Origin of the sequence: Hyphomicrobium sp. 2TAF46 (assembly GCF_052114865.1) — a bacterium.
Taxonomy (GTDB): domain Bacteria; phylum Pseudomonadota; class Alphaproteobacteria; order Rhizobiales; family Hyphomicrobiaceae; genus Hyphomicrobium_B.
The window spans coordinates 244,255-260,214 of record NZ_JBFRFO010000006.1 but is presented as its reverse complement, the minus strand read 5'-3'; the positions used below and the strand labels follow the sequence as shown (position 1 = coordinate 260,214).

Sequence of the window (15,960 nt, the reverse complement as noted above, 5' to 3'; positions counted from 1 at the left end):
GCTCTCGGCCGAGAATGACGAAAGCCTACCTCCTGCCCGGGTCGTAGGCGTGCTTCTGGCGCCATTCGGAGAAGAAGTACGACAGGCTGTCGTCGATATCCTGTGGCAGCACGATCTTGACGGTCACGAGCTGATCGCCCTGCGCACCGTTCTTGCCGCGAACGCCCTTGCCCTTGAGGCGGAACGTCTTTCCTGAACTGCTGCCCTTCGGGATGTTGAGCTGGACCCGGCCGGTTGGAGTCGGCACTTCTACGCGGCCGCCGAGAACCGCTTCGTCGATGGTAATGGGCAGATCGAGAAGAATGTCGTCGCCGTCGCGCTTGAAGTCAGGGTGCGGGCGCACCTTGATTTCGACCAGCGCGTCTCCCGGCTCCGAACCCTGACCGCCGTGGGTGCCCTTGCCCTTCAGCCGCAGCGTCTGGCCGTCCATCACGCCTTCGGGCACCGCAAGGTCGAGGACGCCGCCATCGGGCAGCGTAACGCGCTTTTTGGCGCCCAGAACGGCTTCGAGAAAATCGACCTCGAGCGAATAGCGCAAATCCTGGCCGCGAGGGGCAAAGCCATGGCCTGTGCGGCGGCCACCGCCTCCGGCCGAACCGAAAACATCGGAAAAAATGTCGGAGAAGCTGAAGTCTTCGAAGCTGCCCCCACCCGGGCGTCCTTCGAAGCCTCGCGCCGAAAACGGGCCGCGCTGCCCCCCAGCCGCCCGGTTCCACTGCGGACGCCGCATGTCGCCCTTGGCGTCGATCTCGCCGGCATCGTACTGGCGGCGTTTCTCGGGGTCGCTGAGGATGTCGTTGGCGGCGGTAATCTTCTTGAAGCGCTCGGCGGCGCCTGCATTGTTAGGGTTGACGTCCGGATGATTGGCTTTGGCCGCCTTACGAAACGCCGCACGGATCTCGTCCTCGGTGGCTCCCCGCGAGACGCCGAGAATTTCGTAAAGGTCTTCCGCCATGGAGGCTGTCTTCATCCCGGTAACTTTTGTAGCAGACTAGCAGAAAATGACGCACCGCAAGCGAGGCGTACTGCCTCTCAACGGGTAATTCGGATTTCCGGCCTTTTGCCGACCAAAGCCGCAAGCGTCTCGAATCGGCGGCGTAGCCTTTCACCGTCCAAGGCTGCGTAGGCCTCCGGTATCGTCAACACCAGGGTGCCGTTCTCGTAGCTGAGCGGCGTCTGGTCGATGACACCCGCCATGCCGATTGAAAGCATATGGGCAGTCCGGATGGCGGCACCAACGATCCGTGCCCGGCGCTGCACGCGTTTGCTGACCAGACTGCGCAGCCTCTCGGACAGATGCTGGCCGGTTTCCTCAGACGTTTCATGGCGATGAAAGACCGAGAGGGCCAGGAAGATGCGGCCCTGATGATCGACGCCGCCGAGGCCGGCATGGGCGATCGTATTGACGCTTTGCTCGCCGCGATAATCGGGATGGGCGCGCCAGCCGACATCGGAAAGCAGGCAGGCGGCATGGCGGAGGCGGCGCTCGTCAGCCGTCTCTTCCTGAGCGGGGTCGGCGAAGAGCAGATCGGTCCAACTGCAAAGCTCGATTGCATGAGCGAGAGATCGCGAACGTAAAGCCGCGTAATCTTCGCAGAAGCTGATCAGCGGATCGCGCGCCTGCTCGAAAGGCGGCAGAAGGCCATAGATGAGCCCTTCGCGAATTCCGAAAACGGAAAATACGACCTGACGCGGTTCCATCACGCGCAGCAGACGTTCGAGGACGAGCGCGCCGAACGGGAGCACCTCGCGGCGCGCCCTGGCGACACCGGTGATGCCCGGGATGTCGAGAGGCTTCTTTGCTTTGCGAAACTGCTCGCAGAGATCGAGCGCTTCGCGCGTCGTCAGCCGATAGCCCTGCATGACGCGCAGCGGATAATCGACGCGATCCATCTGCATCTTGGCGAGGGAACGCCACGTACCGCCGACTGCATAGAACGTCCGGCCGGCGCCGTTTCTGATCCACGGCAGGCTTGCGAGGGCACCATCGATAACTTCGACGGCGCGTTCGATCTTGTTGCCGGTTGTATCGATCAGTCGCAAGCCGCCAAGGGGCAGCGTGGCGGCCTCCTTGAGCTTATCGAGTTCAAGGTCGATCAGCTCGAGGCTGCCGCCGCCGAGATCGCCGGCTATGCCGTCGGCATCGACGAAGCCCATCCAGATTCCCTGTGCGGCGAGGCGTGCTTCCTTCTCGCCGGATAAGATTTCGATCCTGGCACCGATGGCCAGCTCGCCCTTTTCGATGAAGTCGCGGCCGTTCTGCGCGTCGCGAACGGCGGCGGTGGCGATGACCTTGAGATTTTTGACGCTCAGGATCTGCGCAATAACCCTGAAACGTGCGAGTGCGGCGAGTGCGCGATCAACCGCCTCGAGTCCGAGGCTGCCCGTCGTCGCAACCGAGCGGCCCAGACCGCACAGAATCTTTTCATTGAAGACGGGGGTCGGTGCGCGAACCGCACCTTCATAGACGACGAGACGCACCGAGTTGGAACCGATATCGACAACGCCGATAGGTTCCATTTCCGCGGTACGCTCGTTTGCGCCCGAGAGTTCTTTCCACCGTGTCAAAATTGGACTCCCGGTTCAACCGGGCTGGCGAAAGCGTTGCGGGAAATTCTCTTTGAGAGATTGCCCGCGGCCCGAAAGCGATGGATTGGTCATGAAGTACTTCTGGGCATTAAAGGCTTCCTCCCCCGGACCCGGTTGTATCCGGGTCGAGCTGCCATCGGCGTTGATCCGCCAGCTCTGTTGATTGTCCTTCAAGTTCGCAACCATGATCTGAGCGAGCACTTGTTCGTGTACAGTCGGGTTCTTGACGGGCGACAGGGCCTCGACGCGCCGGTCAAGATTGCGCGGCATCATGTCGGCGGAGCTGATGTAGACGGCGGCCTTGGCGGAAGGCAAGGCCTCACCGTTAGCGAAACAGTAAATACGCGCGTGCTCGAGGAAACGGCCAACGATGCTTTTCACCCGGATGTTGCTCGAAAGCCCCGGAATTCCGGGGCGCAAGCAGCAGATGCCGCGCACAACGAGATCGATCGGGACGCCGGCATTGCTCGCGTCATAAAGCGCCGAGATGATTTGCGCATCGACGAGTGCGTTCATCTTCCACCAGATGCCGGACGGTTTACCGGCCTTGGCGTTTCTGATCTCTTCGGCGATGTGTGTCATAATTCTGTTACGAATGCCGTGCGGGCTCGCCGCCATGCACTCGAGTTCCACGGGCTCGCCGTATCCCGTTACGAAATTCAGAATGCGGGTGATGTCACGCGCCATCACCGGATCGGTCGTGAAGAGCGACAGATCCGTGTAAACGCGTGCGGTTTGCGGATGGTAGTTGCCGGTGCCGATATGACAGTACGTCGCCAGCTCGGTGCCCTCCCGGCGAACGATCAGTCCCAGCTTGGCGTGCGTCTTCAGTTCGGTAAATCCGTAGACGACGTGCACGCCCGCGCTTTCGAGATCGCGCGCCCAGCGGATGTTCGCTGCCTCGTCGAAGCGGGCTTTGAGCTCGACGACGGCGGTGACGGATTTGCCGGCCTCAACCGCTTCTTTCAATGCCTGAATGATCGGGCTGTCGCGCGACGTTCGATAGAGCGTCCACTTGATCGCCATCACGTTCGGATCAGCCACCGCCTGACGCAAGTACTGAACGACGACGTCGAAGCTCTCGTAGGGATGGTGGACGACGATATCCTTGTTGCGAACGGCCGCGAAGCAATCGCCGCTGAATTCGCGGATGCGCTCAGGAAAGCGGATCGGGAACGGTTTGAATTGCAGATCGGGCCGGTCCTGCACGATGAGCTGCGAAGTGTCTGCTAGCGCCAGGATGCCGTCTTTGATGAAGACGCTCTCCTCGCGCACCTCGAGTTCGTCGATGACGAAACGGCGCAGACGTTCAGGCATCCGCGATTCGAGCTCGAGCCGGATGACGTTGCCGCGACGGCGACGCTTCAACTGACTTTCGTAGGAGCGAACGAGATCTTCGGCTTCTTCCTGGAGTTCGATATCGCTGTCGCGCAAGACGCGAAAGGCGCCCTTGCTCTTGATTTCGAAGCCGGTGAACAGCTCGGGCAAGAACATGCCGATAACGTATTCGAGCTGAATGAAGCGGATTTCCTTGGGCTTGTCGGGATCGGCTTCAAGACGGATGAAGCGCTCCAGCTGGCCGGGGATGGGAATGAGCCCATTCATCGTTTTGCCGTCGATCGGGCGCACCATTTCGACGACGATGGTCATCGCCTTGTTCGGAATGAACGGGAACGGATGCGCGGGATCGGCGGCGATCGGCGTCAGGATCGGAAAGATGTGCGTCATAAACAGACGCTCGAGCCAATCGCGCTGCGTCTTCGTCAGGTCCTCGGTTTGCTGCAGCACAAAGAACCCGGCACCGGCCAGCTCCTCCGTGATGGTGCGCCAGCTCGCCTGCTTGTCGGCCACAAGGACGGTCGCGAACTTGTTGATCGACGCAAGCTGCTGCATCGGCGTCATGCCGTCCTGCGAGAGCGTCGTGATGCCGGCGCGGATCTGGCCGTAAACACCGGCGGCGCGAACCATGTAGAATTCGTCGAGGTTGGCTGCGGCTATCGATAGGAAGCGCAGACGTTCGAGAAGCGGATGATTGACGTTGCCTGCTTCTTCAAGAACGCGACGGTTGAACTGGAGCCACGACAGCTCGCGGTTATAGAAGCGGTCCGGCCCTTGGGGAACGGTTTCGACACTCGTTTTGCCACTTCTTTTTTGCGCGGTTGCCATAGTAGGGGAATTGCTCCGAATCCGGTCGATAGATCTAGACTGTACACTACACCCAAATGACGGTTGGGTGGCTTAATGCTCAGTATAAGACGATTAGTAGCCAAGTGAGTCCAGCGTGACAGCAGCAATCGCACGCGTGACGCGGCGCTGCAGCACGAGCGCGCGGCGGTCGGCCTCCGCAACGAAGCGTTCCGCGGCCAGCATGGAGCGTTCCATCCGGACGAGAACGTAGTCCACCAATTGCGGCTCGACGCTCAACTGGCGGTCGGCGAAAAGCTTGACCAGGACGGCGCGAAGAAGCGTGTCATCCGGGGGATCGATGATCGCGAGCGGCAGCGCTTTCAGCCGGGAGCGAAGATCGGGAAGCGCAATCGCCAAATCCCCCGGCACGGTGTCGGTCGTCAGCAGGATCTGCAGGCGCTGCTCGCGGACGAGATTGAGAAGGTGGAACAGCGCTGCTTCATCGCTGATCTTCTGGACGTCCTCGACGAGAAGAGCCCCCTTGGAGGCCATCGCGGGCACCGCTTCCCGCGTGATCGCGGAGGCCTCGAACGGCGTTGCTCCGGCCCGTTTCAGCCAGATGTTGGCGAGGTGGGTCTTGCCGCTGCCCTTCGGGCCAGCGAGCACGGCGGCGCCAATCGGCCAATCCGGCCAGCGGTCGACGAGGGCGACCGCGGAGGCGTTCGATTCAGAGACAAGGAAGTCCTCAAGGCCCATCGCCGCCCGGTGCGGCAGTTCAAATACAAGCTGCTCAGGGGTCGTGGTCATGGGGCTGTTCAAGGCTTGTCCTTCAATTTCAGCTCCACCTCACCTTGATAGACCGATGACTCCAGATAGGTTCGGAGGGCAAAGCGTACGAGCACGCCGATTGCGGCGGAAACCGGCACGGCAACCAGAAGGCCGAGAAATCCGAACAGGTAGCTGAACGTCAACAGCGCAAAGATTATCCACACCGGGTGCAAGCCGACTTCGGAGCCGATGATGTACGGGCTCAAAATCCCCGATTCCAACGCCTGTCCGCCGAGCATGATGCCGGCGACAATCAGAATGGGCGTGATATCCGGCCAATGCTGCATGAACGCAATGATCATCGCCGCGAGCGTGCCGAGCGACCATCCGAAGATGGGAATGAAGGCGGCAAGGCCCGTCAACGAGCCGACGAGCAGGCCGTAGTCCAGTCCCGCCAGACTCAAGGCAATCGCGTAGTAGAGAGCCAGGAGGATGCACACCACGCCTTGGCCGCGGATGAATGCGGAGATGCGGCTGTCGATCTCGATGGCGAGGCCGCGGATCTGGTCCGCTTCGTGGCGCGGCAGCCAGGAGTCGATCTTGGCCATCATTTTCGGCCAATCGACAATGACATAGAAAAAGACGACCGGCGTAATGAGTACGATGGTGAAAAAGTTCACAGCGGCTGTGCCCTGTTTCCACAGTTCCTGGGCGAATGTCGCGATCAGAGACGGCGCCGCGGACGTGAAGGAATCGAGCGCCGATCTTACTGTGGCTTCGGCTTGCGGATATCGCGTCCCCAGGTGCTCGCGAGCGAGCGCTTCAATCGTATCCTTCAACCGAGTGATTTCTCGCGGCGCGGCTTCGACGAGCGCCGCTGATTGTTGCACGAGAACCGGGACGACGAAGACAAGCACCAGTATGATGATGCAGACCATCGCCGCGAGCAGGATAGCGGCGGACATCCAGCGCGGGACGCGGGCGCGGCCCATGGTGTCAACGATGGGGTTGAGGAAATAGGCGAGCGCCAAGCCGATCACGAAAGGGACAAGCGCCGGCGCAATCAGTTGAACGATATAAGCGAACAGCAGCGCAGTCGCCGTCCAGAACAGCGCGTGCCGCTCGAAATGCATTTTCGTCGATCCTTAAATCATCGGCCCAGTGGAATACATGCGCCCGAATGCTCAGCTTTTCGAGCCCGTCGTTTCGTAGAACGTCATGTGTTTCAGCCAGACGCGCAAATAGGCAACAAGTGAGATTATCGTCGTCGCAGCCGCGAGGAGCGTCAATAGCTGAACCGGGCCTTTCAGCTTCAGCGCGAAGCCCTCGTCCGCCAGCACAGTGGCGGCCAGCACGATCTGAGCGACGGTATTCATTTTGCTGACGGCGAGCGGCTTCATCGGCGTCGGGTGATCGAGCAGCCAGGACAGGACAACCGCGATGACGATCAGCACATCGCGGGAGACAACCAGGATGACCAGCCAGGACGGCAGGCGGCCCGTCACGCCGAGGGCGATGAAGATGCAGACGATGAGCAGCTTGTCGGCAAGGGGGTCGAGATAGGCCCCGAGCTCGGTTTCCCAATTGAAGCGCTTCGCGAGAAAGCCATCGACGGCGTCCGAGATACCGGCCACGACGAAGGCCAGGAAAGCAGCCTGGAGCTCGCCCGTAAGCAGCAGCCAGAAGACCACAGGTACGAGAATGACCCGGCCGAGCGTAATAAGATTTGGAATGCTCACGCCGAACTGGTCCCCGTCTTTTTGGATCGTGCGAAGTTGCAACCGGTTATGCCGCGCGACCCTAACCTTTGGATGTTTATCTCGTCGAGAACATCCTCCCTTGCACTGCGGAAATGCAGCAGCAACGAAAGCGCGCAGGGAGCACTATCCGCGGAAAGGCCGCCTGCCTTCTCACTTATATATTTAAATTATTTCAATATCTTGAGCGAAGGACCCAGGACCCTTCCGCGCCCGACATGCTCAGTCCCCGGGCGCCGAGGGCATTTGCCAAGCCGCGCGCGCCGCCGGGGTATTTGAGCGAGATGTCGGCGCTGCTTTCGGTAACGGCCCCGATGTTGAGCGCGTCAACACCCGGCGTGTCGAGGAGTTGCCCACGCATCTGGTCCCATTGGTCGGAGCTCGAGAACTGGACGGTGAGACTCACGTCCTCGCCGTTCCCGCTCGTCGATGCGGCCCATACGGGCATGTCGGCTCCCGGGGCGGCGGGTGGTGGCCCGGCGGTCTTAATGGCCTTCCAGCGGCCTTCCAGCACGCCCAGCGACACGATCGCGGCAAGCTGCGAGGCGTAGTCGAGATCGCCGTCCGATACGCGATACGTCCTCTTCAATAGCAGAGGCCCGACCGCGTCGCGTCCGGCCAGGGTGACGGTCAGCTTCTTGGACGCAACATCCGGCTCTGCAACGGCCATGACAACAAGACCGGTGCCGTAGTCGCTGGTGAGTGCGCGAAGGCCCTTGTCGTCGCCTGCCAGCATCGCGGACACGATATCGGCCTGGATCGAGGGCTTCAGGTCCTTCACCGTTATCGGCGTGATCGTGTGCTTCAGGTCGAGCCCGGTCCAGGCGCGGCGCCACAGGCCCGAGTCGTTTCCGGCGGTTGGCGGATTGCCCTGCTGCATGACCGTCAAAACCGTGACGGGAGGGGCCTGCTGATCGACGAACGGTATGCCCTGGCGCGACAGAGCGGAACGCACCGCGTCGGCCTGGAAGGAGAAATCGAGGCTCGCGATATAATCGGTTGCAGAATTGCGCTCGGAACGGACCGAGACGCCCGACACCAGATCACCGGCTTTCAGATCCGACACGGCCGACAGCCGCTTATAGGCCGTCACCGGCACCAGTCGCTTCAGGAGCGAGCGGAGGGCTGCCTGCTGACCATCGGCCATTGCCTGATCCTTCGCCGCGACCGCGTTGGCCGCATTCGCTTCGACCGGATAATTGGCGACGGTGTAGGCCACATCGGCGCCGGCCGAGAACGCAGGCGGGTTGAGGCCAACCGCCGCCGTCCACATGACTATCGCGATGGCTAGGCAGCGACCAACGGACACCGTAATCCCCCGTTTCACGTTTCAGGCGATGTATATGGCAGGCAAGTTAAGCATCCACGGAACTTGCCAGCGATCCCTTCGTTTGCTCTCGGGACCAGTCGCTGCTACGACCCCCATCACGGGTTGGCAATGGGGCAAAAGTGAGTTTAACCGATGCCTCCCCACAGCGCCGTTCAATGACGCAGCTTCAATTCCCAAAACTCTCCCCACGATGAGGACTAATGCCCGCGGCTGACGAGACTTCGAAACAATCCATCACCTATGCCGATGCGGGCGTGGACATCGATGCGGGGAACGCGCTGGTCGCTGCCATCAAGCCGCTGGCGCGCGCCACGAGCCGCCCCGGCGCCGATGTCGATCTCGGCGGGTTCGGCGGCCTCTTCGACCTGAAGCGGACTGGCTTTCGCGATCCGATCCTCGTCGCGGCGAATGACGGGGTGGGCACGAAGCTCAAGATCGCGATCGAAACGGGACGCCATTCGACCATCGGCATCGATCTCGTCGCGATGTGCGTCAACGATCTCGTCGTTCAAGGCGCGGAGCCATTGTTCTTTCTCGATTACTTCGCCGTCGGCAAGCTCGACGTCGCGGTGGCCCGTGAAGTCATCGCAGGCATTGCCGACGGGTGCCGGGACGCGGGATGCGCACTGATCGGCGGCGAGACCGCCGAGATGCCCGGTCTCTACAAGGGCGGCGACTACGATCTCGCGGGCTTTTCCGTCGGGGCGGTCGAGCGCGATGAAATTCTACCGCGCGCCGATCTCGCCGTCGGAGATATCCTGCTCGGATTGAGGTCGTCCGGCGTGCATTCGAACGGCTACAGCCTCGTCCGAAAGCTCGTCGAACATGCGGGGCTGACTTGGGATTCGCCGGCGCCCTTTGCGCCAGACCAGACGATCGCGGAAGCGCTGCTGACGCCGACGCGTATTTACGTCAAGCCGCTGCTTGCCGCCATTCGCGGAACGGGCGGATCAGGAATGAACGGCGCCATCAAAGCGCTATCGCACATCACAGGCGGCGGCCTTTCGGAAAACGTTCCGCGCGTGATGCCGAAGGACATGGCGGCGCGCATCGATCTTGCTTCCTTCGACGCGCCGCCGGTTTTCGGATGGCTCGCGAAGACGGGCAACATCAGCGATGCCGAGCTGCTCAGAACCTTCAACTGCGGCATCGGCATGATCGCCGTCGTCTCGAAGGCGAAAGTCGACGAGGTGATCGCCAAGCTCAAGGCGGCAGGCGAACAGCCGGTCATCATGGGCGACGTGATCCCTCCGACCGGCGAGAAGTCCGAGGCAAAAGGCAAAGGCGAGGCCTGGGCCGTGAAGTACGAAGGCAAGCTGCAGTTTTCGGTTTGACGCCTCCGACTCGCGTTCCGCGAGCCGGCCGGAGGCGTCGTTAGAGTTGGTTCAGGGCAACGCGAAAACGGTAAGCGAACCGCCGAGGCTCGTATAGTCCGCGAGCCTCGCGAAGCCGCCCACGGCGCCCGAGCCGTCGTCCGGATTGGTAAGACCGGCCGCAAGACCGATGCCCGCCCAGCCGCCGACGCCCGAGAAGACCGCAACGTACTGCTTGCCCGCGTGCATATAGGTCATCGGGTTGCCGACGATGCCGGACGGCGTTTTGAACTTGAAAAGCTCCTTGCCGTCTCGTTGATCGACGGCTTTCAGGTAGCCCTCCAAGGTTCCGTAGAAGGCTATTCCGCCTGCCGTCGTCAGCACACCCGACCAAACGGCGAAACGCTCCGACGTCGACCAAACGGTTTTTCCTTTCGCGCCATCCCAAGCGATCAGTCCGCCGGTTGCTCCTTGGGATGCAGGCGCTGGATACATCGTGAGCGTCGCGCCGACGTAAGGCTGACCGATGGCGTAGGACACCTTGAAGGGTTCGTAGTCCATGCACATGCGCGTGACGGGAACGTAGAAGAGCCCGGTCAGTCGCGAGAATGATGCTGGCTGCTGGTTCTTGGAACCAAGCGATGATGGGCAGATGCCCTTCGTTGTTTCATCCGTTCCTGTTTCGAATGGCGCGTACTTCTTGGCAACGACCGGACGCCCGTAGTTCGGGTCGTTTTTATCCATGACGATCGACGTTGCCCAATTGGTATCGGGATCGAACTTCTCGGCGACGAGCAGTTCTCCCGTCGCGCGATCCCAGGTGTAGGCAAAGCCATTGCGATCGAAGTGCGAAACGGTCTTTCGATCGTAGCCGTTGATTTCCAGATCGGCGAGGATCGGCTCGTTTATGCCGTCGTAATCCCATTGGTCGAACGGCGTCATCTGATAGGCCCAGCGCGCGACGCCGGTATCAACGTCACGGGCGAACATTGTCATCGCCCATTTCTGATCGATCGGTTTCCCATCAGAACCGGCGCGTTGAACCGGGTTCCATGTCGAGGGATTTCCGGTGCCGTAATAGATGAGGTTCAGTTCCGGATCGTAGGCCATGTAGCCCCACACCGGACCGCCGCCGATCTTCCACTGATCGCCGTTCCAAGTCTTGAGAGATGAATCCTTCCCGGCCGGCTTGCCGAGAACGAGCGTTTTTTCGGGATCGACAAGAATGTCCTCGTCGGGGCCCATCGAGTACGCGCGCCAGAGCTTGTAGCCGGAGTTCAAGTCGTAGGCGGTGATGTAACCACGGACGCCGAATTCGCCGCCCGAAACGCCGACGATCACCTTGTCCTTGACGACCAGCGGTGCGCCTGTGCCCGTTGCGCCCTTCTTCGGATCGTCATCAGCGACCTTCCAGAGTTCCATGCCGGTCTTGGCGTCGAGCGCGATCAAGGATGTGTCCGCGGTGTGAACGAGGATTTTGCCTTCCGCATACTGCACACCGCGATTGACGCTGTCGCAGCACATAACGGCAATGACGGACGGATCCTGCTTCAGTTGATATTTCCAGATGATCTTCTGGTCGCGGGCGAGATCGAGCGCCGTCACGACGTTCGGAAACGGCGTGACGAGATACATCGTGTCGCCGATGACGAGCGGGCCGCCTTCATGGCCGCGGAGCACGCCGGTCGAGAAGGTCCAGGCGACTTTGAGTTCGCCGACGTTGTCCTTGTTGATCTGATCGAGCGCGGAATATCGCGCGCCATTGTAGTCACCAGACTGGACGGCCCAGTTCGCGGCGTCCCTCACATGCGCAATCACATCACGGTTGGCTCGCGCCGCGGTCGTGAAGCTCATTACCGATACAAGAATTGCGAGGCCGAGCCACTTCTGCATTCCATAACCTCCGAGTGAGCCCTGTCGCCGACTTCGTTAAAATCAGGACTTGGAGCACATGGGCTCATCAGAGCTGCGGAATGAAACAATTTGAAAGGCGGCAAGCTGAAGCGTGCGCGCCACCACCGCGCGGAGGCCCTAACAGCGGTCGATCGCCGGTCCCCGCATTCATCCTTGCAGCGAAGCGGAGCAAAAGTTCGCCACGGAATTGAAAAATTTCAGGGCTAGCTTGCCGGGGAATCAACGTGCCACCGGAGGCACCCTATGTCTGGAAATGCAGCCGACCTCGCGGTCGGGGAATTCATCGAAATCAAGTACCGGGTTCCGCAGCGCGCCTTCGAGGACAACGGCGAGCCGTGCCTTTCAGACCGTTGGTTCATCGCCGAGATCATCTACCAGGATTACGATACCCCGCCTATGGCCCGGCTTGCCGATGGGCAGTTCACGGATATTCGGCCGTTCATGACCTGGCGGCGAATCCCAGGGCGCGGCTCCAGCGACTTCGCTGGAACACGCGGCTGAGGACAAAGATGATTAACTTGCCGGTTCCGCCGGCAATTCCGTCCGACTGTCACACAAACGAAAAGAGCGGGCGTCAGAAGCGGGGTGAACCGGACGAAAGATTCGGATTCGCCTCTCGTTATGCGCTCAGGCATGGGCCTGGGCCGTCCTGGCTGCCTCGCAGAATTTGCTGCCCGAGGGGATTCCAGCCCAACTTCGAGGTAGCGCCATGCGAATCCTCATCGCCACGGACGCCTGGAAGCCGCAGGTCAACGGTGTCGTACGCACCTATGAGAACCTGAAGCGCGAACTCGAAGCGACAGGCCATTCCGTCACGATCCTGTCACCGCTCGATTTTGCGACGGTTCCCTGCCCTGGTTACAAGGAGATCCGGCTCGCGCTCGCACGACGGTCCGTGGTCGCCCAACTCCTCAAAGAGGGCGCCTACGACCACATTCACATCGCGACGGAAGGGCCGATCGGGTGGGCGACGCGCGGCGTGTGTTTGCGGCGCGGCATACGCTTCACGACTTCGTTCCACACACGGTTTGCCGAATATATCGAGACCTATACCGGGCTTCCTGCCTGGATCAGCTACGCCTTTCAGCGGCGCTTTCATCGACCGAGCATCGGCACGTTCGCGGCGACGCCATCTCTCAGGGCGGATCTGGCGCGGCGCGGCTTTCGCCGGTTGATGCTCTGGTCGCGCGGCGTCGATACCAATCAATTCAAGCCGCGCGCGCCGTCTGATCGGCACACCGAAGACGCAGAGACAGGGCCAACGTTCCTCTACGTCGGGCGCGTCTCGCGGGAAAAGAACGTCGAAGCGTTTCTCAATCTCGATCTGCCAGGGCGGAAAGTGGTTGTCGGCGACGGACCTATCCTCGGCATGCTGCGCCGTCAGTATCCGGATGTGATTTTCAAGGGATCGAAGACCGGCGACGATCTCGCGCGCGAATATGCCAATGCGGACGTCTTCGTTTTTCCAAGCCGGACCGACACATTCGGATTGGTGTTGCTCGAGGCGATGGCTTCGGGCCTCGGCATCGCGGCTTATCCGGTTACCGGGCCGATCGACGTCGTGACGCCAGGAGTCACCGGATATCTCGATGAAGACCTGCAGGCGGCGGCGCTCGCGAGCTTGAAGCTCGACCGTGATCAGATCCGTGTGCAGGCGATGCAGCGGGACTGGGCGCGCGTCGCCAACATCTTCCTCGCCAACGTTCACCAGGCGCGGCGCGCGACGGGGCTCGGCAGACGGCTATTCAGAGCCAGGGCCGCTGGACCGCACATCAAGGCGAGCGCGCGCCCGATCAGTTGACGATTTCCTTCAACGGCACGTTCGCCAATTCGGGCGCTGCGGCTTCGGGAAACGGTCCGCCGACGATGCTGCGGACGATCTCGACAGCGCGGGCGGTGCCGTTTTCGTACTGCATCGCGCGGCCAAACTCTGCGGCGCGCGTCCGGTATTTCGGATTGGTCGCCACATCGCGCAGTCTTTCCGTCAGCGTCTCTTCGTTCCAATTTTGGATTTCGAGGAATTCGGGACCGGCACCCAACTGGAAGACGGTGTGCCCCCAGTATTTCTGATCGAGCATGAACGGGCAGATGAAGCTTGGCCGGCCGGCGCGAAGAGCCGAATTCGTCGTACCGACGCCGCCGTGGTGAACGACAGCTGCGACCTCGCGGAAGAGCTTGTCGTGGGGTGCGAATTCATCGAGGAGGTAGAAATTTTCCGACAGCAGAAGGCGATGAAATTCGCCGCGGCCGTTGCCGATGATGGCGCGCAGACCTGCGGCTTCGCAGGCGCGCAGGATCAGTTCCGAGCGTTCGAGCCCAAGCGCCGGCATGCTGCCGAAGCCGATATAGATCGGACGCGGACCGGCGGACAGGAATTCGGTCAGCTTCTTCGAAGGCCGCCAGTCCGGCGCCGTCTCGCGGGTCCAGTAGCCGGTGAAATAAATTTCATCGCCTTCGGTATTGGGACGGAGCTGCAGAACCGGGCTCACCGGATACATCACCGGGACGCGGCGGCCGTTGACGTGATGGGGATGCTTCAGCCGATACGTTCGGCGGAGGCCGAGGGAAGTGCGGATTTCATTGATGACGGAGAAATACGCGAGCCTCTGCAGACCCAATACCGAATAGCCATGCCTGTTCCAGGCCGGCTTCGCGGTGCCTGGAATGCAGGACAGAAGGGCCTCGGCGGAAGGCGAAACCGAGCCGAGACCGACAAGGATTGCGGGAATGCGCTTCGCTTCGGCGATTTCGCCGGCGACCGAGATGACCGGGTGGAACAGGATCGCGTCGGCATCGGCGGAGGCTGCGACGGCGTCGCGATAGATGCCTTCGAACAGAGCCTTCATGTCGCGGCCCGGCCAAAGCCACTTCGTCAACATTACGAGGGTGTGGCGGCCGGCCACTTCGGCCATTTCGCCCTCTTTCATGAATTTGGAGAAGTCGGTCCCACAGCGGCGCGATTTCAGCCCCTGCTTCTCGACGAAATCCTGAAAATCCTCCGGAACCGCGAGGCTGACCTCGTATCCCTCGTCTTTCAGCGCAAGGCCCAGTGCGACCATGGGCTCGACATCACCGAGTGTTCCGACGGTGAGGAGAGAAATCCTGCGCGCCATTGCCATCCAATTAAGAATTAACCGCCCGCGTTCTGTACGCTGCGGACTTGCCGTCCCGAATTCATTTGATCGTCCCCGATCGCCAACAGCATGCGTGAGCAGAATACGGGCCGCAATCTTTGAGCATAAGATTGGCTAATAACCCCAGGTTTCGTGGCGCCTAGGCATCAATAGCCGCTCTCGCCTGACGAAGCGGGCTCTGCTAGACACCCGCTCCATGAGCACAAAAAAGCGCACCGCCATTTTGATCTCGGGCCGCGGCTCGAACATGCAATCGCTCGTCGAGGCCGCACGCGCGGCCGACTATCCGGCCGAAATCGTGCTGGTCGCTTCGAACCGGCCGGAGGCGCCGGGCATCGGCTGGGCAGAGAAGCAGGGACTGGTGACCGCCATCATCGACCACAAGCAGTATCCCTCCCGGGAGGCGTTCGAGGCTCAACTGCAAACGGCGCTCGACGCGCATGGCGTGGAACTTATCGCGCTCGCGGGGTTCATGCGCCTGATGACACCAGCGTTCGTCGAGCGCTGGCGTGATCGGATGGTCAACATCCATCCGTCCTTGCTGCCGAGTTTCAAAGGTCTTCGCACGCACGAGCGCGCGCTCGAGGCAGGAGTGAAGATCGCGGGCTGCACCGTCCATTTCGTTCGGGCGGAGATGGATGATGGGCCGATCATCGCCCAAGCTGCCGTTCCAGTACTTCCCAGCGACAGCCCAGATACGCTTGCGGCCCGCGTGCTCGCCGCTGAACACCGAGTTTACCCAGCAGCGTTAAGACTTGTCGCCGCAGGTGGAATTCGATCGGCAGATCAAAAAGTAACTATAATTCAGCATTCTGGCGAAACAGACTCGCTGTTTTCCCCTGCAATCTAAGACACACCCAGCATTTGATAGTTACCCTGCGCTGGCCGTCGCATGGACAGGTCCCCCCCGAACCATGGTAATTCTGTGGCTTCCGGGAAGGGGATATCCGGCGATCTGACGTGCAGCGCGCTGTTTCACGAGCTGTTCGAAGCCCCGTTGGGCGCGCACGCGCACGGCTCCGCCGGAA

The 15,960-nt window shown here is 61.2% G+C and carries 13 protein-coding genes; 4 read left to right on the top strand and 9 right to left on the bottom strand.

The genetic code is table 11. The features are described 5' to 3' along the window. Positions 1-25: 25 nt before the first annotated feature. From AB4Z24_RS14435 to AB4Z24_RS14405, 7 genes are all read right to left on the bottom strand, one after another. Positions 26-955, bottom strand: a complete 930-nt coding sequence (locus tag AB4Z24_RS14435) for a DnaJ C-terminal domain-containing protein (RefSeq protein ID WP_441709458.1) — start codon at positions 953-955, stop codon at positions 26-28. 77 nt (positions 956-1,032) lie between these two features. After that, entirely contained in the window at positions 1,033-2,568 is a 1,536-nt protein-coding gene (locus tag AB4Z24_RS14430; protein WP_441709257.1) for a Ppx/GppA family phosphatase, read from the bottom strand. Between the two features lie 15 nt (positions 2,569-2,583). Beyond that, positions 2,584-4,755: an RNA degradosome polyphosphate kinase gene (locus AB4Z24_RS14425; RefSeq protein ID WP_441709256.1), complete on the bottom strand. Its 2,172-nt coding sequence runs from the start codon at positions 4,753-4,755 to the stop codon at positions 2,584-2,586. 93 nt (positions 4,756-4,848) lie between these two features. Beyond that, entirely contained in the window at positions 4,849-5,523 is a 675-nt protein-coding gene (locus AB4Z24_RS14420; RefSeq protein WP_441709254.1) for a hypothetical protein, read from the bottom strand. Positions 5,524-5,531: 8 nt separating this feature from the next. After that, positions 5,532-6,617 (bottom strand): AI-2E family transporter, encoded by a 1,086-nt coding sequence (locus tag AB4Z24_RS14415; RefSeq protein WP_441709252.1) that lies wholly within the window; start codon positions 6,615-6,617, stop codon positions 5,532-5,534. Between the two features lie 51 nt (positions 6,618-6,668). Continuing rightward, entirely contained in the window at positions 6,669-7,223 is a 555-nt protein-coding gene (locus AB4Z24_RS14410) for a CDP-alcohol phosphatidyltransferase family protein (RefSeq protein ID WP_290995912.1), read from the bottom strand. Between the two features lie 193 nt (positions 7,224-7,416). After that, positions 7,417-8,550 carry a DUF2066 domain-containing protein gene (locus tag AB4Z24_RS14405; RefSeq protein WP_441709250.1) on the bottom strand — a complete coding sequence of 378 codons (1,134 nt, stop codon included), beginning with the start codon at positions 8,548-8,550 and terminating at the stop codon, positions 7,417-7,419. Between the two features lie 221 nt (positions 8,551-8,771). Between AB4Z24_RS14405 and purM the strand changes: the two genes are divergently transcribed. Then, positions 8,772-9,905: a phosphoribosylformylglycinamidine cyclo-ligase gene (purM, locus tag AB4Z24_RS14400; protein ID WP_441709248.1), complete on the top strand. Its 1,134-nt coding sequence runs from the start codon at positions 8,772-8,774 to the stop codon at positions 9,903-9,905. A gap of 51 nt (positions 9,906-9,956) precedes the next feature. Here purM and AB4Z24_RS14395 read toward each other — a convergent pair whose 3' ends face one another. Continuing rightward, a complete protein-coding gene (locus AB4Z24_RS14395) occupies positions 9,957-11,777 on the bottom strand; it encodes a methanol/ethanol family PQQ-dependent dehydrogenase (RefSeq protein ID WP_441709246.1) in 1,821 nt (606 codons plus the stop codon). Positions 11,778-12,041: 264 nt separating this feature from the next. Here AB4Z24_RS14395 and AB4Z24_RS14390 point away from each other — a divergent pair, with 264 nt between their 5' ends. Beyond that, the gene (locus AB4Z24_RS14390; protein ID WP_441709244.1) at positions 12,042-12,299 is read left to right on the top strand and encodes a hypothetical protein; all 258 of its coding nucleotides are present in this window, start codon (positions 12,042-12,044) and stop codon (positions 12,297-12,299) included. A gap of 208 nt (positions 12,300-12,507) precedes the next feature. Then, the gene (locus AB4Z24_RS14385; protein ID WP_441709243.1) at positions 12,508-13,599 is read left to right on the top strand and encodes a glycosyltransferase family 4 protein; all 1,092 of its coding nucleotides are present in this window, start codon (positions 12,508-12,510) and stop codon (positions 13,597-13,599) included. Here AB4Z24_RS14385 and AB4Z24_RS14380 read toward each other — a convergent pair. Beyond that, positions 13,592-14,911 carry a glycosyltransferase gene (locus tag AB4Z24_RS14380; RefSeq protein ID WP_441709241.1) on the bottom strand — a complete coding sequence of 440 codons (1,320 nt, stop codon included), beginning with the start codon at positions 14,909-14,911 and terminating at the stop codon, positions 13,592-13,594. The genes AB4Z24_RS14385 and AB4Z24_RS14380 overlap by 8 nt on opposite strands. A gap of 217 nt (positions 14,912-15,128) precedes the next feature. Here AB4Z24_RS14380 and purN point away from each other — a divergent pair, with 217 nt between their 5' ends. Further along, entirely contained in the window at positions 15,129-15,782 is a 654-nt protein-coding gene (gene purN / locus AB4Z24_RS14375) for a phosphoribosylglycinamide formyltransferase (protein WP_441709239.1), read from the top strand. The last annotated feature ends 178 nt before the right edge of the window (positions 15,783-15,960 follow it).

Coding starts and splice junctions, on each gene's coding strand:
- AB4Z24_RS14435 (WP_441709458.1), bottom strand. CDS start 955: ATGGCGGAAGACCTTTACGAAATTCTCGGCGTCTCGCGGGGAGCCACC.
- AB4Z24_RS14425 (WP_441709256.1), bottom strand. CDS start 4,755: ATGGCAACCGCGCAAAAAAGAAGTGGCAAAACGAGTGTCGAAACCGTT.
- AB4Z24_RS14420 (WP_441709254.1), bottom strand. CDS start 5,523: ATGACCACGACCCCTGAGCAGCTTGTATTTGAACTGCCGCACCGGGCG.
- AB4Z24_RS14415 (WP_441709252.1), bottom strand. CDS start 6,617: ATGCATTTCGAGCGGCACGCGCTGTTCTGGACGGCGACTGCGCTGCTG.
- purM (WP_441709248.1), top strand. CDS start 8,772: ATGCCCGCGGCTGACGAGACTTCGAAACAATCCATCACCTATGCCGAT.
- AB4Z24_RS14395 (WP_441709246.1), bottom strand. CDS start 11,777: ATGCAGAAGTGGCTCGGCCTCGCAATTCTTGTATCGGTAATGAGCTTC.
- AB4Z24_RS14390 (WP_441709244.1), top strand. CDS start 12,042: ATGTCTGGAAATGCAGCCGACCTCGCGGTCGGGGAATTCATCGAAATC.
- AB4Z24_RS14385 (WP_441709243.1), top strand. CDS start 12,508: ATGCGAATCCTCATCGCCACGGACGCCTGGAAGCCGCAGGTCAACGGT.
- AB4Z24_RS14380 (WP_441709241.1), bottom strand. CDS start 14,911: ATGGCGCGCAGGATTTCTCTCCTCACCGTCGGAACACTCGGTGATGTC.
- purN (WP_441709239.1), top strand. CDS start 15,129: ATGAGCACAAAAAAGCGCACCGCCATTTTGATCTCGGGCCGCGGCTCG.